Genomic DNA, 16,748 nt, shown 5'->3' with positions numbered 1-16,748 from the left:
AACGTGCATGGAATCTACTTTCGAATAAGACTCTTGTTTCTCATGATGGTGTTGATCATAGTAGGATCGGGAAATTGAGTAAATAGCATATGTCCTGGGTGTGAATTGGCCTCGATAATCCAAATATGACCTTTTTTATCTATGGCAATATCAACCCCCAATTCGCGAACCGGATGCCGTTCATTGATCTTTTTGGCAATAATGATGGATAGTTTGGAGATTCTACGAAAATAGGCATCTGCTTTCGCGCGGTTGTGCTTAAAAAGGCTGAATAGCACTCGATGCAAGGATACTGCATGCCCTCCTTTAAGATAATTGGTAACATACTTATGAGGTGCCGCGACACGGGCAGCCACCCCGGAAATAACCCATTTCCCCCTTGGCTTCTGTAAATATATCCTGGTGTCAAAAATCGACCCGTGGTACTTAGCCAACCGAAGTCCTTTCTGTACCAAATACCGATGTCTGGATTTCCGGTATGACTTAATTGCTTTTAAGACAAAACGAGATCCAACAAACTTTCGACTTGAACCGCTACGAACCTCATATCCTTTTTTCAATCTCTTGACCCGGATGATCCCGCTGCCACCACTCCCGTGATTGGGTTTTATGAAGACCGATGAATAAGTATTCAGCATCCGCGAGGTCCTTGAATCCGTAAACCAGTGGGTTTCAGGTAAATGCGAACGCAAAACGGGATGTTGCAACATTTCTTTATGCTTTTTCATTTTTCCAATAGGCACTAGTCATCCCTCTTATCTTTTTGGGTTTTTGCGCATACAGTATGCATATGCATCCAGATCCCCTTCTGCGTGGGCCGCTACCTCTGCTAGAAACCAAGATTTATGTCACAAAAAGGCATGTCCCAGCTGTTATAAATACGCCCCCCTTGGAGACACCCTTTCGGACAGACTCGGGGTTCGGACCACAGAAAATAGGCTGTCACACACTGTACTTGAAATAAAACCCATTTTGACCGAAAATATAAAGGGTAATTATGTAATTAATTCAACTATTTTGTTAGGAGGAATATGTATCATGTCAAATATCTTTAATCGGAAGGTCAGGTTTAGCTTCTTACTCGTAGCCATCATTGCGTTCGTTATTCAAAATTCTACAGGAGACATTCATGTAGCCCGAGCTGCGGACAATGTAATTAATGCCAAGGATTTTGGCGTTAAAGCCAACTCGAATTCCTCACAGTCAAAGGAAATTCAGAATGCATTAAAGTATTTCTACGACCGAGGAATGGAGGGAACCGTCTATTTTCCAAAAGGAACATACTTGGTTGACGAATCTATTCGTTTATATGCCGGGGTTAGCCTGAACGGTGACGGAATGGGAAAAACGATTTTCAAAAAGACAGGGTCTAAAAGCCAATACGTCGTTGGCGATCCGATTCTACGAAACAATTCTGACCGACTAGACGTGAAGTTATCTAATCTCACCATTGATGCAGACCGTGCCAACCGTGAAGCCCGTGGCGAAAGTCAGGTAGGCGGTATTATTATGGAAATGGCCGTCTCTCACTTCACGCTGGATCACGTGGAAATTTGCGATACAACGATCGGAGCCCTTCTTCGCAGAACGAGAGATTCAGAGATTACCAACAGCCGCTTTGACCGAAATAATGGACATGCTATTGCCACCGGACACGAGAGCTTTCCGGCAGGCGAGTTCCGCAATGTCAAAATTACGAATAACCAGATTACCAATTCGGGCGGCGGCAGTGGAATCAATTTATCACGCGCAACCTACACGACAGTCACTGGGAACCAAATTATTAACAAGACCCATCAATCTGATGGATACGCAGGCATTCGCATCCCTAATAATGGTGCCAACAATACTGTAAACAATAATGTGATTGAAAATTACCCGCGCGGGATCTTTGTCCTGACTGGAGCAACAGGTAACAATGTATACGGAAATACTGTAAAAAATGCATCCCTGCAAGGTCTTTTGGTCCAATCGGATGGCAATACGTTTACCGACAACGAATTTATTCAAACCAATTCCTCACTTACTCCAGAGGCAGTCATTCGCCTTGCTGACGCAAACAACAACAAAGTTATTGGTAACGAGATGACCACATACTCCGGGTTCTCCAATATAGGAATACGGGTCACCGATTCCAACTCCAATGAAATTAAGGACAACATCACAGATACTAGAGGTAAATCAGTCAGTATTGAAGGCGGGCGTAATAACGTCAATACAGGCAACCGCAATCGGTAGAAATTTTATGAATTACCTACTATGCGAGTACGTCGGTTTCCGTTACAATATGTCAGTGTGATTCTGGCATCGGCAGATTGACGCGTACTTGAACATTATTGGAGGCTTCTATTTTTTCATGCAAAACGAATCTCATTCTAACGTAAAAATCATAACGGCCGATCCGAGTGCGATCGGCCTGTTTGGCTTGGCTATCGTAACGCTTGTGGCTTCATCCCAAAAGCTTGGTCTCACCGAAGGCTTAAGCTTCATCATCCCTTGGGCTATATTTCTCGGTGCTTTTGCGCAGCTGTTTGCCTCCATTCAGGATGCAAAACATAACAATACCTTCGGCATGACGGCATTTGGTGCTTACGCCTTCTTCTGGTTAGCCGTAGCTAGTAGCTGGATGATTAAAATGGGCGTATTCGGCCCTGAGCTGGCGTCTGCTGTAGACGGCAAGCAGCTCGGCTTTGCCTTTGCGGGCTATCTCATCTTTACGCTCTTTATGACCATTGGAGCGATGGAGACGCATAAGGTTCTATTCTTTATTTTTGTGTTGATTGATTTTCTGTTCCTCGGTCTTAGCTTTGATGCATTCGGCGTTGCACCAGAGATATTCCATACCATCGCCGCTTATGCTGAAATGGGCATTGGTCTACTCTCACTGTACGGTACAGGAGCTGCCGTTCTAAATGCTCATTTTGGCCGTACATTCCTGCCCGTTGGACGTCCTTTCGGCATTTTCAAGCCACGTCCTTAACTGTATATGTAAACCCACAAAGCCGCCTTTCGCGCCGATCCGCGTAAAGGACGGCTTTTGTTTTGGGATTAATATGCTATCTTAATTATTCAGCTTGCCAATTCGGCATCCGCTCTGCCGGATAACGAAGGCCTGCTGCCATTCCTTTTGGAATGATTGCGTTAATAGCTTCCATTTCCTGTGTGGTTAAAACAACATCGATGGAACCTGCATTTTCCTCTAAATACGTAACCCGCTTGGTTCCTGGAATCGGTACAATTCCCTCCTGCGCAAGCAGCCATGCCAACGCCAGTTGAGAAGGTTTGACCCCTTTTTGGGCAGCAAGGTCCTTAACATGCTGCACGAGGTCCAGATTTTTCTGGAAATTCTCAGGTTGGAAACGTGGCACCGAGCGACGGAAATCATCTTCTGCAAAATCATCAAACTTCTGAATTTGCCCGCTCAAAAATCCGCGTCCAAGTGGACTGTAGGCCACAAATTCGATACCCAACTCCTTACACGTCGGTATAACTTCATCTTCCGCTTCCCGGCTCCATAAGGAGTATTCCGTTTGCAGCGCTGTAATCGGATGTACCTTGTGAGCGCGTCGAATGAGCCCAGGAGAAGCTTCGGACAGCCCCAAATAGCGGACTTTTCCCGCCTGAACCAAGTCACTCATCGCGCCAATCGTTTCCTCGATAGGTACATTCGGATCGACACGGTGCTGGTAATACAAATCAATCACATCTACACCCAGTCTTTGCAGGCTGCGATCACATGCCTCTTTTACATATTCAGGACGGCCACTTACACCCATAAATGCGCCATCTTCCCCGCGCATAATGGAAAATTTAGTGGCCAATACGACTTCGTCACGGTGGCTCCGCAGGACTTGGCTAATCAGTTTTTCATTTTTCCCCACACCGTAGACATCGGCAGTATCCCAGAAGTTTATCCCTAGCTCCAGCGCACGATGAAGCGTTTTGATCGACTCCTGATCATTCAACTCACCGTAATACTCGGACATTCCCATGCAGCCCAGACCCAGTGCAGATACTTGAAGGTCGCTGTTACCCAGTTGTTTCTTTTTCAATTTTTATCACTCCTAAATTATCAGAATAGTCATCGCATTTCCTAATCACCACGTCACATCCCGTATATTACTACTTAAAGTTAACTTGAAGTCAAGCATTGTCTTGTATATGCTATTTCAAAATTTTTTAGAAAAATTTGATTTCCGGGTTGTAAGAGGCAGCTGTAAATTTCCTATATATATGAGAAACGAATTATCGCGCGAGATTCGGTTTCAAAATAATCCAATTGGAGGTTTAACATGCCAGCAAACTACTCTTACACCAAAACGTCCGATGGTTTCCATGTTATCATCACGCCAGCTTCGAATATTCAAAATAAAAATATTCGAAGCCGGATCACACAGCAAACCGATTACGGGATTAATGGGGGCTTCTTTAACCCAATCAGCACAACAAAGGCGCCGACCGAGTGTTTGTCTATCGCGGTCACACCTAATAATACCCATGATACTAAGGCGAATGCCAAAGGGAATAGCCGTGGTACAGCATTTGTATACACGGAGAGCAACAAAACGAAAATAGGGATTACCCGTGCTTCAAGTGTGACGGATCTCAAAAAACAAATGGGGAGTTCGGTTGCGTATAAGTCTATTATTAGCGGCGGTAGCCTGTCGCTGAAGAAAGAGGAAGAAGCATGGCTTGAGGATTTAAAAGATATTGAAAAATTTGATTTGAACGGAACGTTGCGATACACCGATTCCACCGGGCGAACTGGCCTGGGCTTCAAGGTCGTAAATAATGTTTGGCAGGTCTACCTGGTTGTTCATGAAAATGCGACACTGAAACAACTTCGCAATTATTTTATTAAACAGGATTGCTTTGAAGCCATTCTTCTTGATGGTGGAGGCTCGTCCGGTATTCAAGTTAAAAACTCTGCAGGCACTATGGTTAAGTATGAGCAAACACGTTATATCTACAACATGGTAAAACTCATTAATATCACCTAAGCCTTATGATATAACGTGCTTGTATAGGAGTAAGGAGGCCTTACCGGCCTCCTCTATAAATCATCCAGCACAACGATTTCCAATGCCAGGAAAACAGGTGTTACAGGGTACACATAAGAAACTTCAATCGGTTGCCCCGCTTGTAATTGTGCTGGATTGATTAATTGCCTCCGCTGACCATCCATCTGCTTATAAATATGTGTATCTGGGACAGATATATAGACCGATTGGATAGGTTTTTCCGTTGGATCATCACTTTGGGGTAGTTCTTTAGCAAATTGAACAGGCTGTTCAAATCGGACCAAATAGTCCATGGTGGGGGCTGCTAAGGGTTGTTCTACTTCTTTTTCAATTCTTTCAATACTTTCGATTTTGGCACGCCCTGTGTATACCGTTGTGCTTTCCAGACGGACTAAGTCAAAAATAGATTGAGCCACCGCTCCATTAGATTCGTTAACCGGCGTAGCCGATTCTGTTGTAGAACATGCAGGCAGTAATGCTGCCGCAAGCAAGACAAGGACAAGGGCAGAAACTCTATTTTTCATAAGTGATCCTCCCTAATCTGGTTTATAGAATATGTTCACTATTAAGACGCGGACAGGAACAATTTGGTTGCTTTAGTCTGTATTTATCCATTACATTTTGAAAGGTGTGCAATTATATGTTAAAAAAACTCAGTTTGGTAGCTCTCGCTGCATCAACACTTTTAGTAGGAAGCTCTATTACGGCAAGCGCTGATTCTACTGTAAATTACGATCATTTGCTCTCGGCAGGGACCACTAACGCTTTCCTGGCCATGGAAGATGGATCTTCATTTTATGCAACGGGAAGTAACAGTGATGGCAAGCTCGGCGTAGGCGCTGGCGGAGGGAATAATAAAACAAGCCCAATGCAAGCAGATGTATCCGACATCGCAATGATTGATGCTGGTGATTTGCATTCAACTTTGCTCAAAAAAGACGGAACCATCTGGTCTTGGGGGTTTGCAAGTTACGGCGAACTAGGGACAGGGAATAAGAGGGACACGGCAAGAGTACCTGTTAAAAACAAATATATTGATAATGTTAAGGAAGTGAGAGCAGGAGGTCAATTTACGCTTGCGCTCAAAAATGACGGCACAGTGTGGGCTTATGGAGAAAACAACTTTGGGCAGCTGGGGATTGGCACAAAAGGAGTTTCCGCCTTTTCCGTTAAGCCTGTTCAGGTACAAGGTTTAGAAGATATTGTATCCATTGATGCTGGTGACAGTTTTGGCGCAGCCCTGGACAAAAATAATCAGCTATGGGTATGGGGACGTGGTTATGACGGCGCACTGGGGCAGGATGACAAAGAAAACCAGCTTACCCCTGTTCAATATCGAATTGATGATATCAAAACTTTTACTGCCGGAGCTGACCGCATTTATGTACTAACGAACAGCGGAGAAGTATATGCTTCCGGGAGTAACACTTCTGGAAAGCTTGGGGATGGAACCTCTACTTTTAGAAGATCACCCGTATTGATCAATGTTTCCAATGTAAGTAGACTGAAAGCAGGCAAAACTCAAACTTTTGCACTTAAAAATGATGGAACTCTTTGGGGCTGGGGAACCAATAATGAGGGACAGGTAGGTGACGGGACCGATGTATTTTCTGTTAAAGTCCCATCCCAAGTTGTAGATGACACAAACACGCCACTAACCGATGTAGTAGCATTCAGTGCAGCAGGAACCCACTCCCATGCTTTGACAGCCGATGGGACGGTCTGGTCCTGGGGATATAACAAAAACGGCGAACTGGGAATCGGCAACACCAAGGAACAATATGCTGCCACGAAAACGAATTTCCCAAATCCTTTTTCGGAATAACTAATATTCTTATACCTTAATAAATTGTTTAAGGAATACGCTTAGCCCTCCGTTTTTTCCAACCCCAAAAAAGCAATAAGGGCAGTCCAATCAACTGCCCTCATTGCTTTTTATTTTCATTTAGAGCTGCTTTATTACAAATAAAACTATGATTATGTATGAACAGAAGCGCTTTAGTAGCTTCTGGACGGTAGAGAAATTCATTTACAGAGCTAAGGCTTCTTCCGTAATCTTTTTGATATCAATGGATGAAGGCGTTTCTTCCTTGACCATATCGGGCAAGATATTTTCCAAAAAATAATCAACGCAATGTAATTGAATATTCTTGATTTTCACAAGTGCATTACGGTACATGACTATAAATTCTTTTTCAGTATTTCCCCGCTGTAGTTCGGCAAATGCTTCGTACACCTGATCCATCTTGTCAGCAACTTCAAGGATCAAACCTTCTACTGAATTATCTTTGCCTTCACGTAACTGTTTGCGAAAAATAGCTTTAAAATCCTCGGGAATATTCTCTTCAATAAAATACTCAATCATACCTTCTTCGACCTGCTGGATTAATAATCGTAGTTCCTTAGAGGAATGCTTAACAGGCGTTTTGATGTCCCCAATAAAAATTTCCCCGTAATCGTGACTGCTCGTAATCTCGTATAGCTTTTTCCAGTCAATACTGACACCATTTCTCTCTTCAATATCAGCCAGCGTTTTAGCGTATTGTACTACTTTCCAAGAATGTGCCGATACGCTGTGTTCCTCGAATTTAAACTTACCCGGACAACGGATGATTCTTTCCAGCTCATTTAGCGACCGAAAATACGTGTGAATTCCCATCATTGCATCCATCCTTTAACATATATGAGATAGTCAATATAAACCCCACTATAAACCTCAACTATTAACAGCAGATTATCGCAGTATCAAGTTGAATCCACACATGTAGCACATATACAATTTTTGCTATACACTTTATAAAAGGGGAGTTGCAAAATCCTAAAAAAAGTATAAAGTGGTGAAATCGTTGTTCAAAATCCTACTAATTGAAGATGATGAAACTTTGTTCCATGAAATGAAGGATCGGTTAACTCAATGGAACTATGATGTGTATGGCATCCAGGATTTTAATAAAGTCATTCAGGAATTCACAACGATAAAGCCTGACCTGGTCGTGATAGATATTCAATTGCCGAAATTTGATGGGTTTCATTGGTGTCGAATGATTCGATCCCACTCTAACGTGCCCATTCTTTTCTTATCATCACGGGATCATCCTACGGATATGGTGATGTCGATGCAGCTTGGCGCGGATGATTTTATCCAAAAACCGTTTCATTTTGATGTACTCATTGCAAAATTACAGGCGACACTCCGCCGCGTATATAATTACAATACAGAACCTGTCTCCCTGAAAACATGGCGTGGAGCGACGGTCGATTATGAAAAAAACGTAGTAGCCAATGAGGCTGGCTCCATCGAATTAACCAAGAACGAGATTTTTATTTTGAAGCTGCTGATCGAACAAAAAAATAAAATTGTCGCACGAGAGGAATTAATTAAAAGCCTCTGGGATGATGAACGTTTTGTCAGCGACAATACCCTGACCGTCAACTTGAACCGCCTGCGTAAAAAATTAGACGAGCTGGATTTGGGCCGTTTCATTGAAACGAAAGTCGGGCAAGGCTACATGGCTACAGAAGAGGCACCTTCCTATGATTAAAAAATATCTTATAGAGAGGCGAAGCTGGATTCTACTGTTTGTATGCCAGCAATTCCTGATCCTGTTCATTGCTTATGTGGATGCAGCAATTCCGTTAATGCCAATCCTTTATATCGTCTTCTTATCCATGATGATTTTCTTGGTTTTTTTAATCATTCGCTATCCCAAGGAAATCAAATTCTATACCACACTAGAAGAATGGAGGAGCCCTCTTGAACTAACGGGTATAGGCGAACCGGAGAGTCCGTTTGAGCAAATCATTGAACAAAAAATCACTGACCAGACCGAACGGTTACAACAGATCATCTCGCAAAATCAATTGACACTTGAACATGAAAAAGATGAATTATTATCCTGGATTCATGAGGTAAAAACACCTTTGACCACCATGCATTTGATGATTGAGCGGTTGGACGATAAGCCCCTAAAAGCTCAGTTAACCTATGAATGGCTACGAATCCACTTACTGCTGGATCAGCAGCTCCATCACAAACGCATATCCTTTATTGAAAATGATCTGTATGTCGAGCAAGTGAATTTAAAATCTCTGGTTTTTAATGAAATCAAAGCATTACAGTCATGGTGCATCCAAAAAGGGATCGGTTTTGACATCCAATTGGAGCACATGGAAGTGCTGAGTGATGCCAAATGGCTGGCTTTTATCATCAGACAGCTCTTAACCAATGCCATCAAATATAGCGATGCCAGTGATATTATCATTCACAGCTATGAACAAAGGGATCGAATACAGCTTGAGGTCCAAGACTTTGGGCGCGGTATTGATCCGAAGGATATACCCCGTATTTTCGAGAAAGGTTTTACCTCCACAACCCAACATTCTGATCATACTTCAACGGGCATGGGGTTATATTTAACGAAAAAGGCAGCACAGTCCTTGCTCATACATATAGATGTGCACTCCAAACCGAACGTGGGTACAACCTTCACTTTAATTTTTCCCAAACGAAATGATTTTGTGAGCATGGTGAGCATGTGACAGAGATGTCACATGCTTTTATGTATTGTTCGCCCAATCAAAGGAAAAACATCGGCTCTATTTTTATAATAAGGCTACAAGAACAATAAGGAGTGCATCGAAGTGAATATTTTAGAAGCCCATAAAATTCATAAAAGCTACGGTAATAAGTTAAATATGCAGGAGGTTTTGAAGGGAATAGATATCGTCATTGAAGAAGGGGAATTTGTCAGTATTATGGGAGCCTCCGGTTCAGGTAAAACCACACTGCTGAATGTTCTTTCCTCCATTGATAAAGTGAGCCAAGGCTCCATTAAAATCAATGATATCGAAATGACGAAAATGAAAGAAAAGCAACTGGCTGAATTTCGCAAAAAGCATTTAGGCTTTATTTTTCAAGAGTATAATCTGCTGGATACGCTAACCGTGAAGGAGAATATTCTCTTACCCTTATCCATCACCAAAACGCCTAAAAAAGAAGCCAACCAAAAATTTCAGGAAGTAGCTACAGAACTGGGAATTTATGAGCTAAAGGACAAATACCCCAATGAAATCTCGGGTGGACAGAAGCAGCGTACATCTGCGGCCAGAGCGTTTATTCATGAGCCCAGTATTATTTTTGCCGATGAACCTACGGGTGCGCTGGATTCCAAGTCGGCTTCCGATTTATTAAATAAGCTGGGCCAGTTGAATCAAAAACGCAAGGCAACCATTATTATGGTCACGCATGATCCTGTCGCTGCCAGCCATTGCAGTCGGGTCATTTTTATTAAAGATGGGCAAATGTATACCCAGCTTCACAAAGGCGAGCAGGAAAGACAAAGCTTTTTCCAGGATATCATGAAAACCCAAGGTGTCTTAGGCGGGGTCCAATATGAACATTAATCTGCTCATTCTAAAAAATTTGAAGAAAAACCTGAAAAATTATTACCTTTATGTTTTTGCTCTCATTTTCAGTGTTGCGCTCTATTTCGCTTTTGTCACATTACAATACGATCCCTCCATGGACGAAGTGAAGGGTTCTGTTAAAGGTGCAGCTTCCATACGTGCAGCTTCCGTTTTACTGGTCGCCATTGTCTGCATCTTCCTTTTGTATGCTAATAATATCTTTATAAAAAGACGCAGCAAAGAAATTGGCCTATTTCAATTGATCGGAATGACTAAAAATAAAATTTTTCGCATCCTGAGTGCTGAAAACTTAATTCTATACTTCAGTTCACTATTCATCGGAATTGGGGTTGGATTTTCCTTTTCCAAATTAGTGATCATGATTTTATTTAAGACGACGGGCGTCGAAGCCATTGCCACTCTATATTTCTCTAACCAAGCATTGACTCAAACACTCATCGTTTTTGGTATCATCTACCTGTTGATCATGCTCATGAATTATTCCTTTATCAAAAGACAAAGTATTTTGTCTTTGTTCAGAGTAACCTCAACTACCGAGGGGAAAATCAAGAAAATATCTATCTATGAGATGATCATCGGGATCATTGGAGTTTCATTCATCGCTTTAGGATACTATGTTTCTTCCAAATTATTTGGCGGAGACTTTACATCCATGAATGAGTTATTTATCGCTATGGTGTTTATTTTGGGCTCTGTCATCATCGGAACACTCCTTTTTTATAAAGGATCTATCCGCTTTATTTCCAATATCATCAGAAAAAGTAAAGGCGGCTATTTGAACATTAATGAGGTGCTATCTCTCTCATCCATTATGTTCCGCATGAAATCCAATGCTTTGTTGTTGACCATTATTACAACAGTATCAGCACTTGCCATCGGTTTACTTTCCTTAAGCTATATCGCCTATTATTCTGCGGATCAAGCAGCTGAGGACAATGTGCCTTCCCATTTTGCAATGACGAATGTACTGGATGCGGAGAAATTCAAAACGTTACTTCAGGAGCATGACATAAAGTATCGTGAAAAGAAAATTGAAGTTATTCAAGTCAGCGTGAACACAGCGCAAATTATGGACACTCCTCTGGAAGGATTAAATATCGGTGCGAATTCCATGACGTTGCCTGTCATAAGCGATCAATCTGTGAAGGGTACGGATGTATCTCCAGGCCAAACGATTTTAACAGGCTATAATGATTTGTTACAGAAATTTATGTCCTTGAAAAACTCAGGTCCATTGGATTTGAAGGGAAATAAGGAAGTCATACACCAACAATATGTGGGTCTAAAAAAGGAGTACGTGATTCCCTACTATTTTACAGCCGGTGGATTACCCACTGTCATTGTAGACGAAACTATCTTTGAGCGGCTAAAGAAAGATGCAAATCCTGAGATTCAAAAGAAGTCATCCTTATATATTGGAATTGATATGATAAATGCAGAACAGATCAAAGAAGCCGATCGTCTCTTTGCAGCTGCGAATTTTAATGATCAACAAACATCACGCCTTGAAATGAGCAGCAATCAGAAGCGGAACATGGGAGTGATCATGTTTGTAGTTGGCTTTTTAGGACTGACCTTTCTCATTACATCAGGCTGCATCCTTTATTTTAAGCAAATGGATGAGAGTGAAGACGAAAAAGCCAATTACACCGTGTTAAGAAAGTTAGGGTTCACCCAGAGCGACCTGCTTAGAGGCATTAAAATAAAACAACTCTTTAACTTCGGCATTCCACTAGTAATTGGCCTTTCACACAGCTATTTTGCCGTTCAATCCGGCTGGTTCTTGTTTGGAACTGAAATTTGGATGCCTATGATCATCGTTATGGTGCTGTATACCGCCTTATATTCCATTTTCGGGATACTATCCATCCTGTATTATAAAAAGGTCATTAAATCAGCATTGTAATCGGCAAAAAGCAAAAAAAAGCCCCAGGCGAAAGCGCTGGGGCTTTTCCAAATATTTGAGCATTTTCGTTCCTATGTGTACAATAAAATAACTATCATCGTAACCCCAAAGGGGGAGAGCTTATTTTATTATTAATCATCAATGGCATCGGCATCGTAGCCAATATCATACTCTGTTCCTCTGTAGGCGTGGCTATTATCGTAGGAATCGTCTTTTTCCTGATTGGCTTGCCTGAGTTTAAAAGATCGCCGAAACTCACGAAAAAGGCTAAAAAAGATATCACCTATATTATATCAACCCTATTAACTCTCCTTATATTCGTAATTATTGTTTCTTGGAATCTCCATACTTCAGGTGACCTATTTCTTGAAGATCCGCTAACACCGCAAATGAAGTTTCACTGGGGACAAAAGGTGTTGATGCTAGGGTTACTGGAGGGCTTATGGGCTGTCATCAGCCTAAAATGGCTGTTGCCTATCTTTTTTGATCCGCTGGATCTCAGTAAGAAGCAAATCCTTGTTTTAGTAAGCGGGATTGTATTTAGTGTGGTTTCAGGTATTTATGCCCTGCTTGAAGCAAGTTAAAAAGTCTCGCTCTTCTCTGTTAAGGACAGGAAGAGCGAGACTTTTTTATTAATGGTTCCCCTCTACAGAGGCTAGAATGCTTAACGCAAAGGTTCAAAACCTTCTGCCTGCTTGAGAATCCGCTCAATTTCCACGCATGTCTCCGGTTGCAGCGTCACTTCGACTGCTTTTACATTTTCTTCGATTTGTGCCGGTTTAGTGGCCCCAATGAGTGCAGCGCTGATACCCGGTTCTCTCAGAATCCAGGCAAGCGCGAGCTGTGACAGGGTGATACCCAAATCCTTCGCCAGCTTATCCAGCTCCTGGACACAGTTTAGAACGGTATCGTTCATGTAACTGCTGATGACATTATTGACAGATGCATCAGCCCCGCGGCTGCCCGTCGGTAAAGGTTGTCCAGGCTTGTATTTACCCGTGAGGATACCTTGGGCCAGAGGCGAAAATACAATTTGGCCGATACCTACCTGCCCGGATACGGGAAGTACCTCATGTTCGATATAACGTTCGAACATATTATAGATCGGCTGATTGGCAATCAGTGGCCGCAAATTCAGCCTTTTTCCAATCCCATAGGCATCCGTGAGCTGGGCAGCACTCCATTCACTGACAGCAGCGTATAGAATCTTACCCTGAGCCTGAAGGTCATCGAGCGCTCGCAGCGTCTCCTCCAAAGGAGTGTCCGAATCATAACGATGACAGAAGTACATGTCGATATAATCCGTGCCAAGACGCTTCAGACTCGCTTCACATTGCTCCATAATGTGCTTGCGTGACAGTCCCCTGTCATTGGGACCAGAATCCATAGGGAAGTAAACCTTGGTAGATAACACATAGCTCTCTCTTCGATAAGGCTTCAAGGCAGCTCCCATAGCCTTCTCGCCTTCTCCCCGGTTATACGCGTTCGCGGTATCAAAGAAATTAATCCCGAGTTCAAAGGCTTTGGCAATACAGGTATGAGCTGCTTCCTGCTCGGCAGCTGTACCGTACGTTAACCAGCTACCCAGACCGATTTCACTAATTTTAAGACCACTGTTGCCTACATTTCTATATTTCATATCTACTCCTTCTTTCATAAGAAGATCATATTTTTATATTTTAACATGTAAACCCTTTCATTAAAATCATTGATAAAGGACTCATGGAGTTATATGAAGGATATCTACCACCCTGACTGTTAGGGTGGTAGATGCTTATAGCCTCACAATCTCAAATCATATTTACTTGCTTCCTACAGGAAAAAGCGCATCATATGCGGGACAAGGCAGTTTGTCGAGAAACTCCTGAAGCTGCTTCGGTTTATTTTTGTAAATATCCTTTAGGGATGTTCCATTATAAATATTGCCGATGACCACAGGATGGCATAGCTCACAGATCAGGATGTCCCCGTTCCCGTGAAGATGGAGCTGTTTTTTACCATCAACACAGTTGGAAAAATAAACACCAGGCTGTTCCTTGAAGCCCAGCGCTTCTGCAAAACGGTCCATACAGGTGAAATACAACACAGTATCATCTTTCTTATGTGCAATCAGGTCATGAACGGAACGGACGAGCGCTTCCTTGGTGGAAATAGCATTCCAGTTCGTATGATCCATCACAATGCTGTTTTGGATTTCATGGATGCGCACACCGAGTTCATATACCTTTTCGCTAATCGCTGGCATGTTGTTCTGCGTCTCCGCAAACAGCAACGTCTCCAGCACCGTTTCCAGCTTGGCTTCGGTACATAACCGGATATTTTGGACGATTTTCTCATACATGCGAGGATGAACATGATAATAGGTTGCATATTTATCGGCATCCGTGAAGTTGAAAGAGATATGAATGTTGGAAAGTCCTGCATCACGTAGTTTCTCAATTCGTTCAGGGCTGAGCAAGCTGGCATTGGTATTGAGCTGGGTAGCGATGCCCTTGCTTGAGCAGTGAGCCACAATGTCCAGACAATCCTCATACTTCAAGGTCACTTCTCCCCCGGACAGTCGCACACGTTTTAACGTTGGAATGTCATCAATAATATCAATGACCTCTTTGCTGCTAATGCATTGCCCATCGTTCCGCTGATACGCGCAGCAGTAATCACACTTGAAGTTGCAATTAGAGGTGACCCCGACTTCCAGTCCCTCCAGCTCGTAGATGCCCGGCTTTTCCAGCTCAAGTGCTTTATATTTGTTGTCTATACTCACTTTCTCATGATCCTCCCGATCTCAGGCTTATGTCTTGAATTCCCTTGAGATTATACAGAATAGGAGCGGTTTGTAGATATGACATTGGTAACGGTGGGGCCAAACAGATACCATAGCGGTAACGGCCTTGGGAATCCTCCTATCAGCGCTGAAAAAATTAATTTGACAAGTACTGCCGAACTTTAGTAAATTCATATTAGTTAAGTCCTTAACTACATTTATGGTGGTGATCGTTTGAAAGACCTACAGGATTATGTACTTGATTTGCCGCTGCATTCTCTGGTTTTCTTTTCACTGGTGGAAACGACAGCCGGATTAGTTGATGTCTCAGAAAAATACTGGCATTCGAAGGGAACCAATGGAGCCAGAATTCGAATTCTAGTTGAAATCATGAAGGAAGGAGGCACAATTCTCCCATCTGTGCTCGCCCAAAGGATCGGAGTCACCAAATCAAATATTAGCCTGCTGCTCACCCCGCTCGAAAACGAAGGGTTCATTCGCCGGGAAGGCCATCCCATGGACGGCAGAAAATCGGTAATTTCTATAACAAGTGAAGGGCAAAGCCTCCTGTTGCGTAATTTACCCGAAAACCGACAGAGGATTGCGGAAAAAATGCAAGTGTTGAATGATCAGGAATTGAAGCAGCTCCTTTCCCTGCTCAACAAATTAAAGAGGACGTAACGGCTTTTCTACTCAATTGGTTAAGCCCTAAACTAAAATCCCATTTGTATAAAAAGGATGATATTCCATGTCGATCGTTATTACTGGAGCCAATGGTCAATTGGGGAGCCTAATCATACAACAGCTCCTTCAAAAAGTCTCACCTCATGAAATTACCGCTTGTGTTCGCCACCTTGAAACCGGAAAACACTATGAGGCACAGGGAATTACAGTACGATTAGGTGACTACGATCAACCCGATTCGCTTGAGCAAGCATTCGCGGGTGCTTCCCAACTGTTGTTGATTTCAAGTTCACATCCCGACGATACGATTCGTATTCGTCAACATACTCATATCATAGAAGTAGCTAAAAAATGTAAAGTAGAACACATTTTATACACCAGCTTTGCCTTTTCTGAAGCCAGCTCTATCCCCCTCTCCAATCTGCATTTGGCTACAGAACACGCCATTTGCACCACCGGAATTCCTTACACTTTTCTACGGAATGCATTATATACCGATTTTGTCAAAACTCTCGACCTGAACGCCGCCATAGCGAAGGGCGCACTCGATATTTACCCTGGAGAGTGGAAATTTAACACCGTCACGCGTTGGGATCTTGCCAGAGGGATCGCAGCAGTGCTATCCGGTCCAGACCGCCATAAGAATAAGAAATATGAATTCGTCTCCTCCAGTCCCTGGACCTTTTCAGATTTGACAGCAGCTTTGACCGAGCTTACAGGCAGATCCATCTCCCTCCGTCATGATCCCCAAATCAAAAATTGGATATTTGGGTTTTTGGGCAAAATAGATACGCGCTCCACGTCGGATGAATTGGAACAGTTGATCAGTGGTCCGCTCACTTCACTGAAAGAAAGCATCCGGCCCTTTATCTCCACATGAAAAACAACGCTAAAAATTCTTGCCAACACCCACTCCATAAATTGTGAGCGATATGTGAACTGGGCA

Annotated in this window: 17 protein-coding genes; 11 read left to right on the top strand and 6 right to left on the bottom strand. The window is 42.8% G+C overall.

Translation table 11 applies throughout. From position 1 onward, the window contains the following. Positions 1-14: 14 nt before the first annotated feature. Positions 15-743 carry a YheC/YheD family protein gene (locus NLX82_RS13720; protein WP_025719152.1) on the bottom strand — a complete coding sequence of 243 codons (729 nt, stop codon included), beginning with the start codon at positions 741-743 and terminating at the stop codon, positions 15-17. Positions 744-1,038: 295 nt separating this feature from the next. On the opposite strand from NLX82_RS13720, the gene NLX82_RS13715 reads away from it, so the two are divergent. Together NLX82_RS13715 and NLX82_RS13710 are read left to right on the top strand one after the other, a co-directional pair. Then, entirely contained in the window at positions 1,039-2,238 is a 1,200-nt protein-coding gene (locus NLX82_RS13715; RefSeq protein ID WP_053326441.1) for a right-handed parallel beta-helix repeat-containing protein, read from the top strand. A 118-nt stretch (positions 2,239-2,356) separates the two neighbouring features. After that, positions 2,357-2,980 (top strand): acetate uptake transporter, encoded by a 624-nt coding sequence (locus NLX82_RS13710; RefSeq protein ID WP_053326442.1) that lies wholly within the window; start codon positions 2,357-2,359, stop codon positions 2,978-2,980. Between the two features lie 85 nt (positions 2,981-3,065). Here NLX82_RS13710 and NLX82_RS13705 read toward each other — a convergent pair whose 3' ends face one another. Further along, positions 3,066-4,052, bottom strand: coding sequence for an aldo/keto reductase (locus NLX82_RS13705; RefSeq protein ID WP_254348329.1), 987 nt, complete (start codon positions 4,050-4,052; stop codon positions 3,066-3,068). A 240-nt stretch (positions 4,053-4,292) separates the two neighbouring features. Here NLX82_RS13705 and NLX82_RS13700 point away from each other — a divergent pair, with 240 nt between their 5' ends. Continuing rightward, complete coding sequence (locus NLX82_RS13700; RefSeq protein WP_068939202.1) at positions 4,293-5,000, top strand: phosphodiester glycosidase family protein; 708 nt, start codon at positions 4,293-4,295, stop codon at positions 4,998-5,000. A 53-nt stretch (positions 5,001-5,053) separates the two neighbouring features. Here NLX82_RS13700 and NLX82_RS13695 read toward each other — a convergent pair whose 3' ends face one another. Next, complete coding sequence (locus NLX82_RS13695; protein ID WP_028540909.1) at positions 5,054-5,545, bottom strand: hypothetical protein; 492 nt, start codon at positions 5,543-5,545, stop codon at positions 5,054-5,056. Positions 5,546-5,661: 116 nt separating this feature from the next. On the opposite strand from NLX82_RS13695, the gene NLX82_RS13690 reads away from it, so the two are divergent. Continuing rightward, positions 5,662-6,846, top strand: coding sequence for an RCC1 domain-containing protein (locus NLX82_RS13690; RefSeq protein ID WP_076264587.1), 1,185 nt, complete (start codon positions 5,662-5,664; stop codon positions 6,844-6,846). A gap of 204 nt (positions 6,847-7,050) precedes the next feature. Here the strand turns inward: NLX82_RS13690 and NLX82_RS13685 are convergent, their stop codons facing one another. Further along, on the bottom strand, positions 7,051-7,680 hold the full coding sequence (locus NLX82_RS13685; RefSeq protein ID WP_023991029.1) for a YfbR-like 5'-deoxynucleotidase: 630 nt from the start codon (positions 7,678-7,680) through the stop codon (positions 7,051-7,053). 187 nt (positions 7,681-7,867) lie between these two features. Between NLX82_RS13685 and NLX82_RS13680 the strand changes: the two genes are divergently transcribed. The 5 genes from NLX82_RS13680 (at position 7,868) to NLX82_RS13660 (ending at position 12,938) form a co-directional block, all read left to right on the top strand. Continuing rightward, a complete protein-coding gene (locus tag NLX82_RS13680) occupies positions 7,868-8,563 on the top strand; it encodes a response regulator transcription factor (RefSeq protein ID WP_023991030.1) in 696 nt (231 codons plus the stop codon). Then, positions 8,556-9,560 carry a sensor histidine kinase gene (locus NLX82_RS13675; protein ID WP_023991031.1) on the top strand — a complete coding sequence of 335 codons (1,005 nt, stop codon included), beginning with the start codon at positions 8,556-8,558 and terminating at the stop codon, positions 9,558-9,560. The genes NLX82_RS13680 and NLX82_RS13675 overlap by 8 nt, the downstream gene beginning before the upstream one ends. Positions 9,561-9,662: 102 nt before the next feature. Continuing rightward, positions 9,663-10,424 carry an ABC transporter ATP-binding protein gene (locus NLX82_RS13670; RefSeq protein ID WP_053326448.1) on the top strand — a complete coding sequence of 254 codons (762 nt, stop codon included), beginning with the start codon at positions 9,663-9,665 and terminating at the stop codon, positions 10,422-10,424. Further along, the gene (locus NLX82_RS13665) at positions 10,414-12,354 is read left to right on the top strand and encodes an ABC transporter permease (RefSeq protein WP_254348327.1); all 1,941 of its coding nucleotides are present in this window, start codon (positions 10,414-10,416) and stop codon (positions 12,352-12,354) included. The genes NLX82_RS13670 and NLX82_RS13665 overlap by 11 nt, the downstream gene beginning before the upstream one ends. A gap of 188 nt (positions 12,355-12,542) precedes the next feature. Further along, positions 12,543-12,938, top strand: coding sequence for a hypothetical protein (locus tag NLX82_RS13660; protein ID WP_254348319.1), 396 nt, complete (start codon positions 12,543-12,545; stop codon positions 12,936-12,938). An 80-nt stretch (positions 12,939-13,018) separates the two neighbouring features. Here NLX82_RS13660 and NLX82_RS13655 read toward each other — a convergent pair whose 3' ends face one another. Then, positions 13,019-13,993 (bottom strand): aldo/keto reductase family protein, encoded by a 975-nt coding sequence (locus NLX82_RS13655; RefSeq protein ID WP_254348317.1) that lies wholly within the window; start codon positions 13,991-13,993, stop codon positions 13,019-13,021. Positions 13,994-14,155: 162 nt separating this feature from the next. Then, positions 14,156-15,118, bottom strand: a complete 963-nt coding sequence (locus NLX82_RS13650; RefSeq protein ID WP_028540917.1) for a radical SAM protein — start codon at positions 15,116-15,118, stop codon at positions 14,156-14,158. Between the two features lie 234 nt (positions 15,119-15,352). On the opposite strand from NLX82_RS13650, the gene NLX82_RS13645 reads away from it, so the two are divergent. Together NLX82_RS13645 and NLX82_RS13640 are read left to right on the top strand one after the other, a co-directional pair. Continuing rightward, positions 15,353-15,799: a MarR family winged helix-turn-helix transcriptional regulator gene (locus NLX82_RS13645; RefSeq protein WP_076295181.1), complete on the top strand. Its 447-nt coding sequence runs from the start codon at positions 15,353-15,355 to the stop codon at positions 15,797-15,799. 67 nt (positions 15,800-15,866) lie between these two features. Then, positions 15,867-16,682 (top strand): NAD(P)H-binding protein, encoded by an 816-nt coding sequence (locus NLX82_RS13640; RefSeq protein WP_254348306.1) that lies wholly within the window; start codon positions 15,867-15,869, stop codon positions 16,680-16,682. The last annotated feature ends 66 nt before the right edge of the window (positions 16,683-16,748 follow it).

Source organism: Paenibacillus sp. A3M_27_13 (assembly GCF_024213315.1).
GTDB classification, from domain to species: Bacteria; Bacillota; Bacilli; order Paenibacillales; family Paenibacillaceae; genus Paenibacillus; species Paenibacillus polymyxa_B.
This window is presented reverse-complemented; position numbering and strand designations above follow the sequence as displayed.

Coding starts and splice junctions, on each gene's coding strand:
- NLX82_RS13715 (WP_053326441.1), top strand. CDS start 1,039: ATGTCAAATATCTTTAATCGGAAGGTCAGGTTTAGCTTCTTACTCGTA.
- NLX82_RS13710 (WP_053326442.1), top strand. CDS start 2,357: ATGCAAAACGAATCTCATTCTAACGTAAAAATCATAACGGCCGATCCG.
- NLX82_RS13700 (WP_068939202.1), top strand. CDS start 4,293: ATGCCAGCAAACTACTCTTACACCAAAACGTCCGATGGTTTCCATGTT.
- NLX82_RS13695 (WP_028540909.1), bottom strand. CDS start 5,545: ATGAAAAATAGAGTTTCTGCCCTTGTCCTTGTCTTGCTTGCGGCAGCA.
- NLX82_RS13690 (WP_076264587.1), top strand. CDS start 5,662: ATGTTAAAAAAACTCAGTTTGGTAGCTCTCGCTGCATCAACACTTTTA.
- NLX82_RS13685 (WP_023991029.1), bottom strand. CDS start 7,680: ATGGGAATTCACACGTATTTTCGGTCGCTAAATGAGCTGGAAAGAATC.
- NLX82_RS13675 (WP_023991031.1), top strand. CDS start 8,556: ATGATTAAAAAATATCTTATAGAGAGGCGAAGCTGGATTCTACTGTTT.
- NLX82_RS13665 (WP_254348327.1), top strand. CDS start 10,414: ATGAACATTAATCTGCTCATTCTAAAAAATTTGAAGAAAAACCTGAAA.
- NLX82_RS13655 (WP_254348317.1), bottom strand. CDS start 13,993: ATGAAATATAGAAATGTAGGCAACAGTGGTCTTAAAATTAGTGAAATC.
- NLX82_RS13640 (WP_254348306.1), top strand. CDS start 15,867: ATGTCGATCGTTATTACTGGAGCCAATGGTCAATTGGGGAGCCTAATC.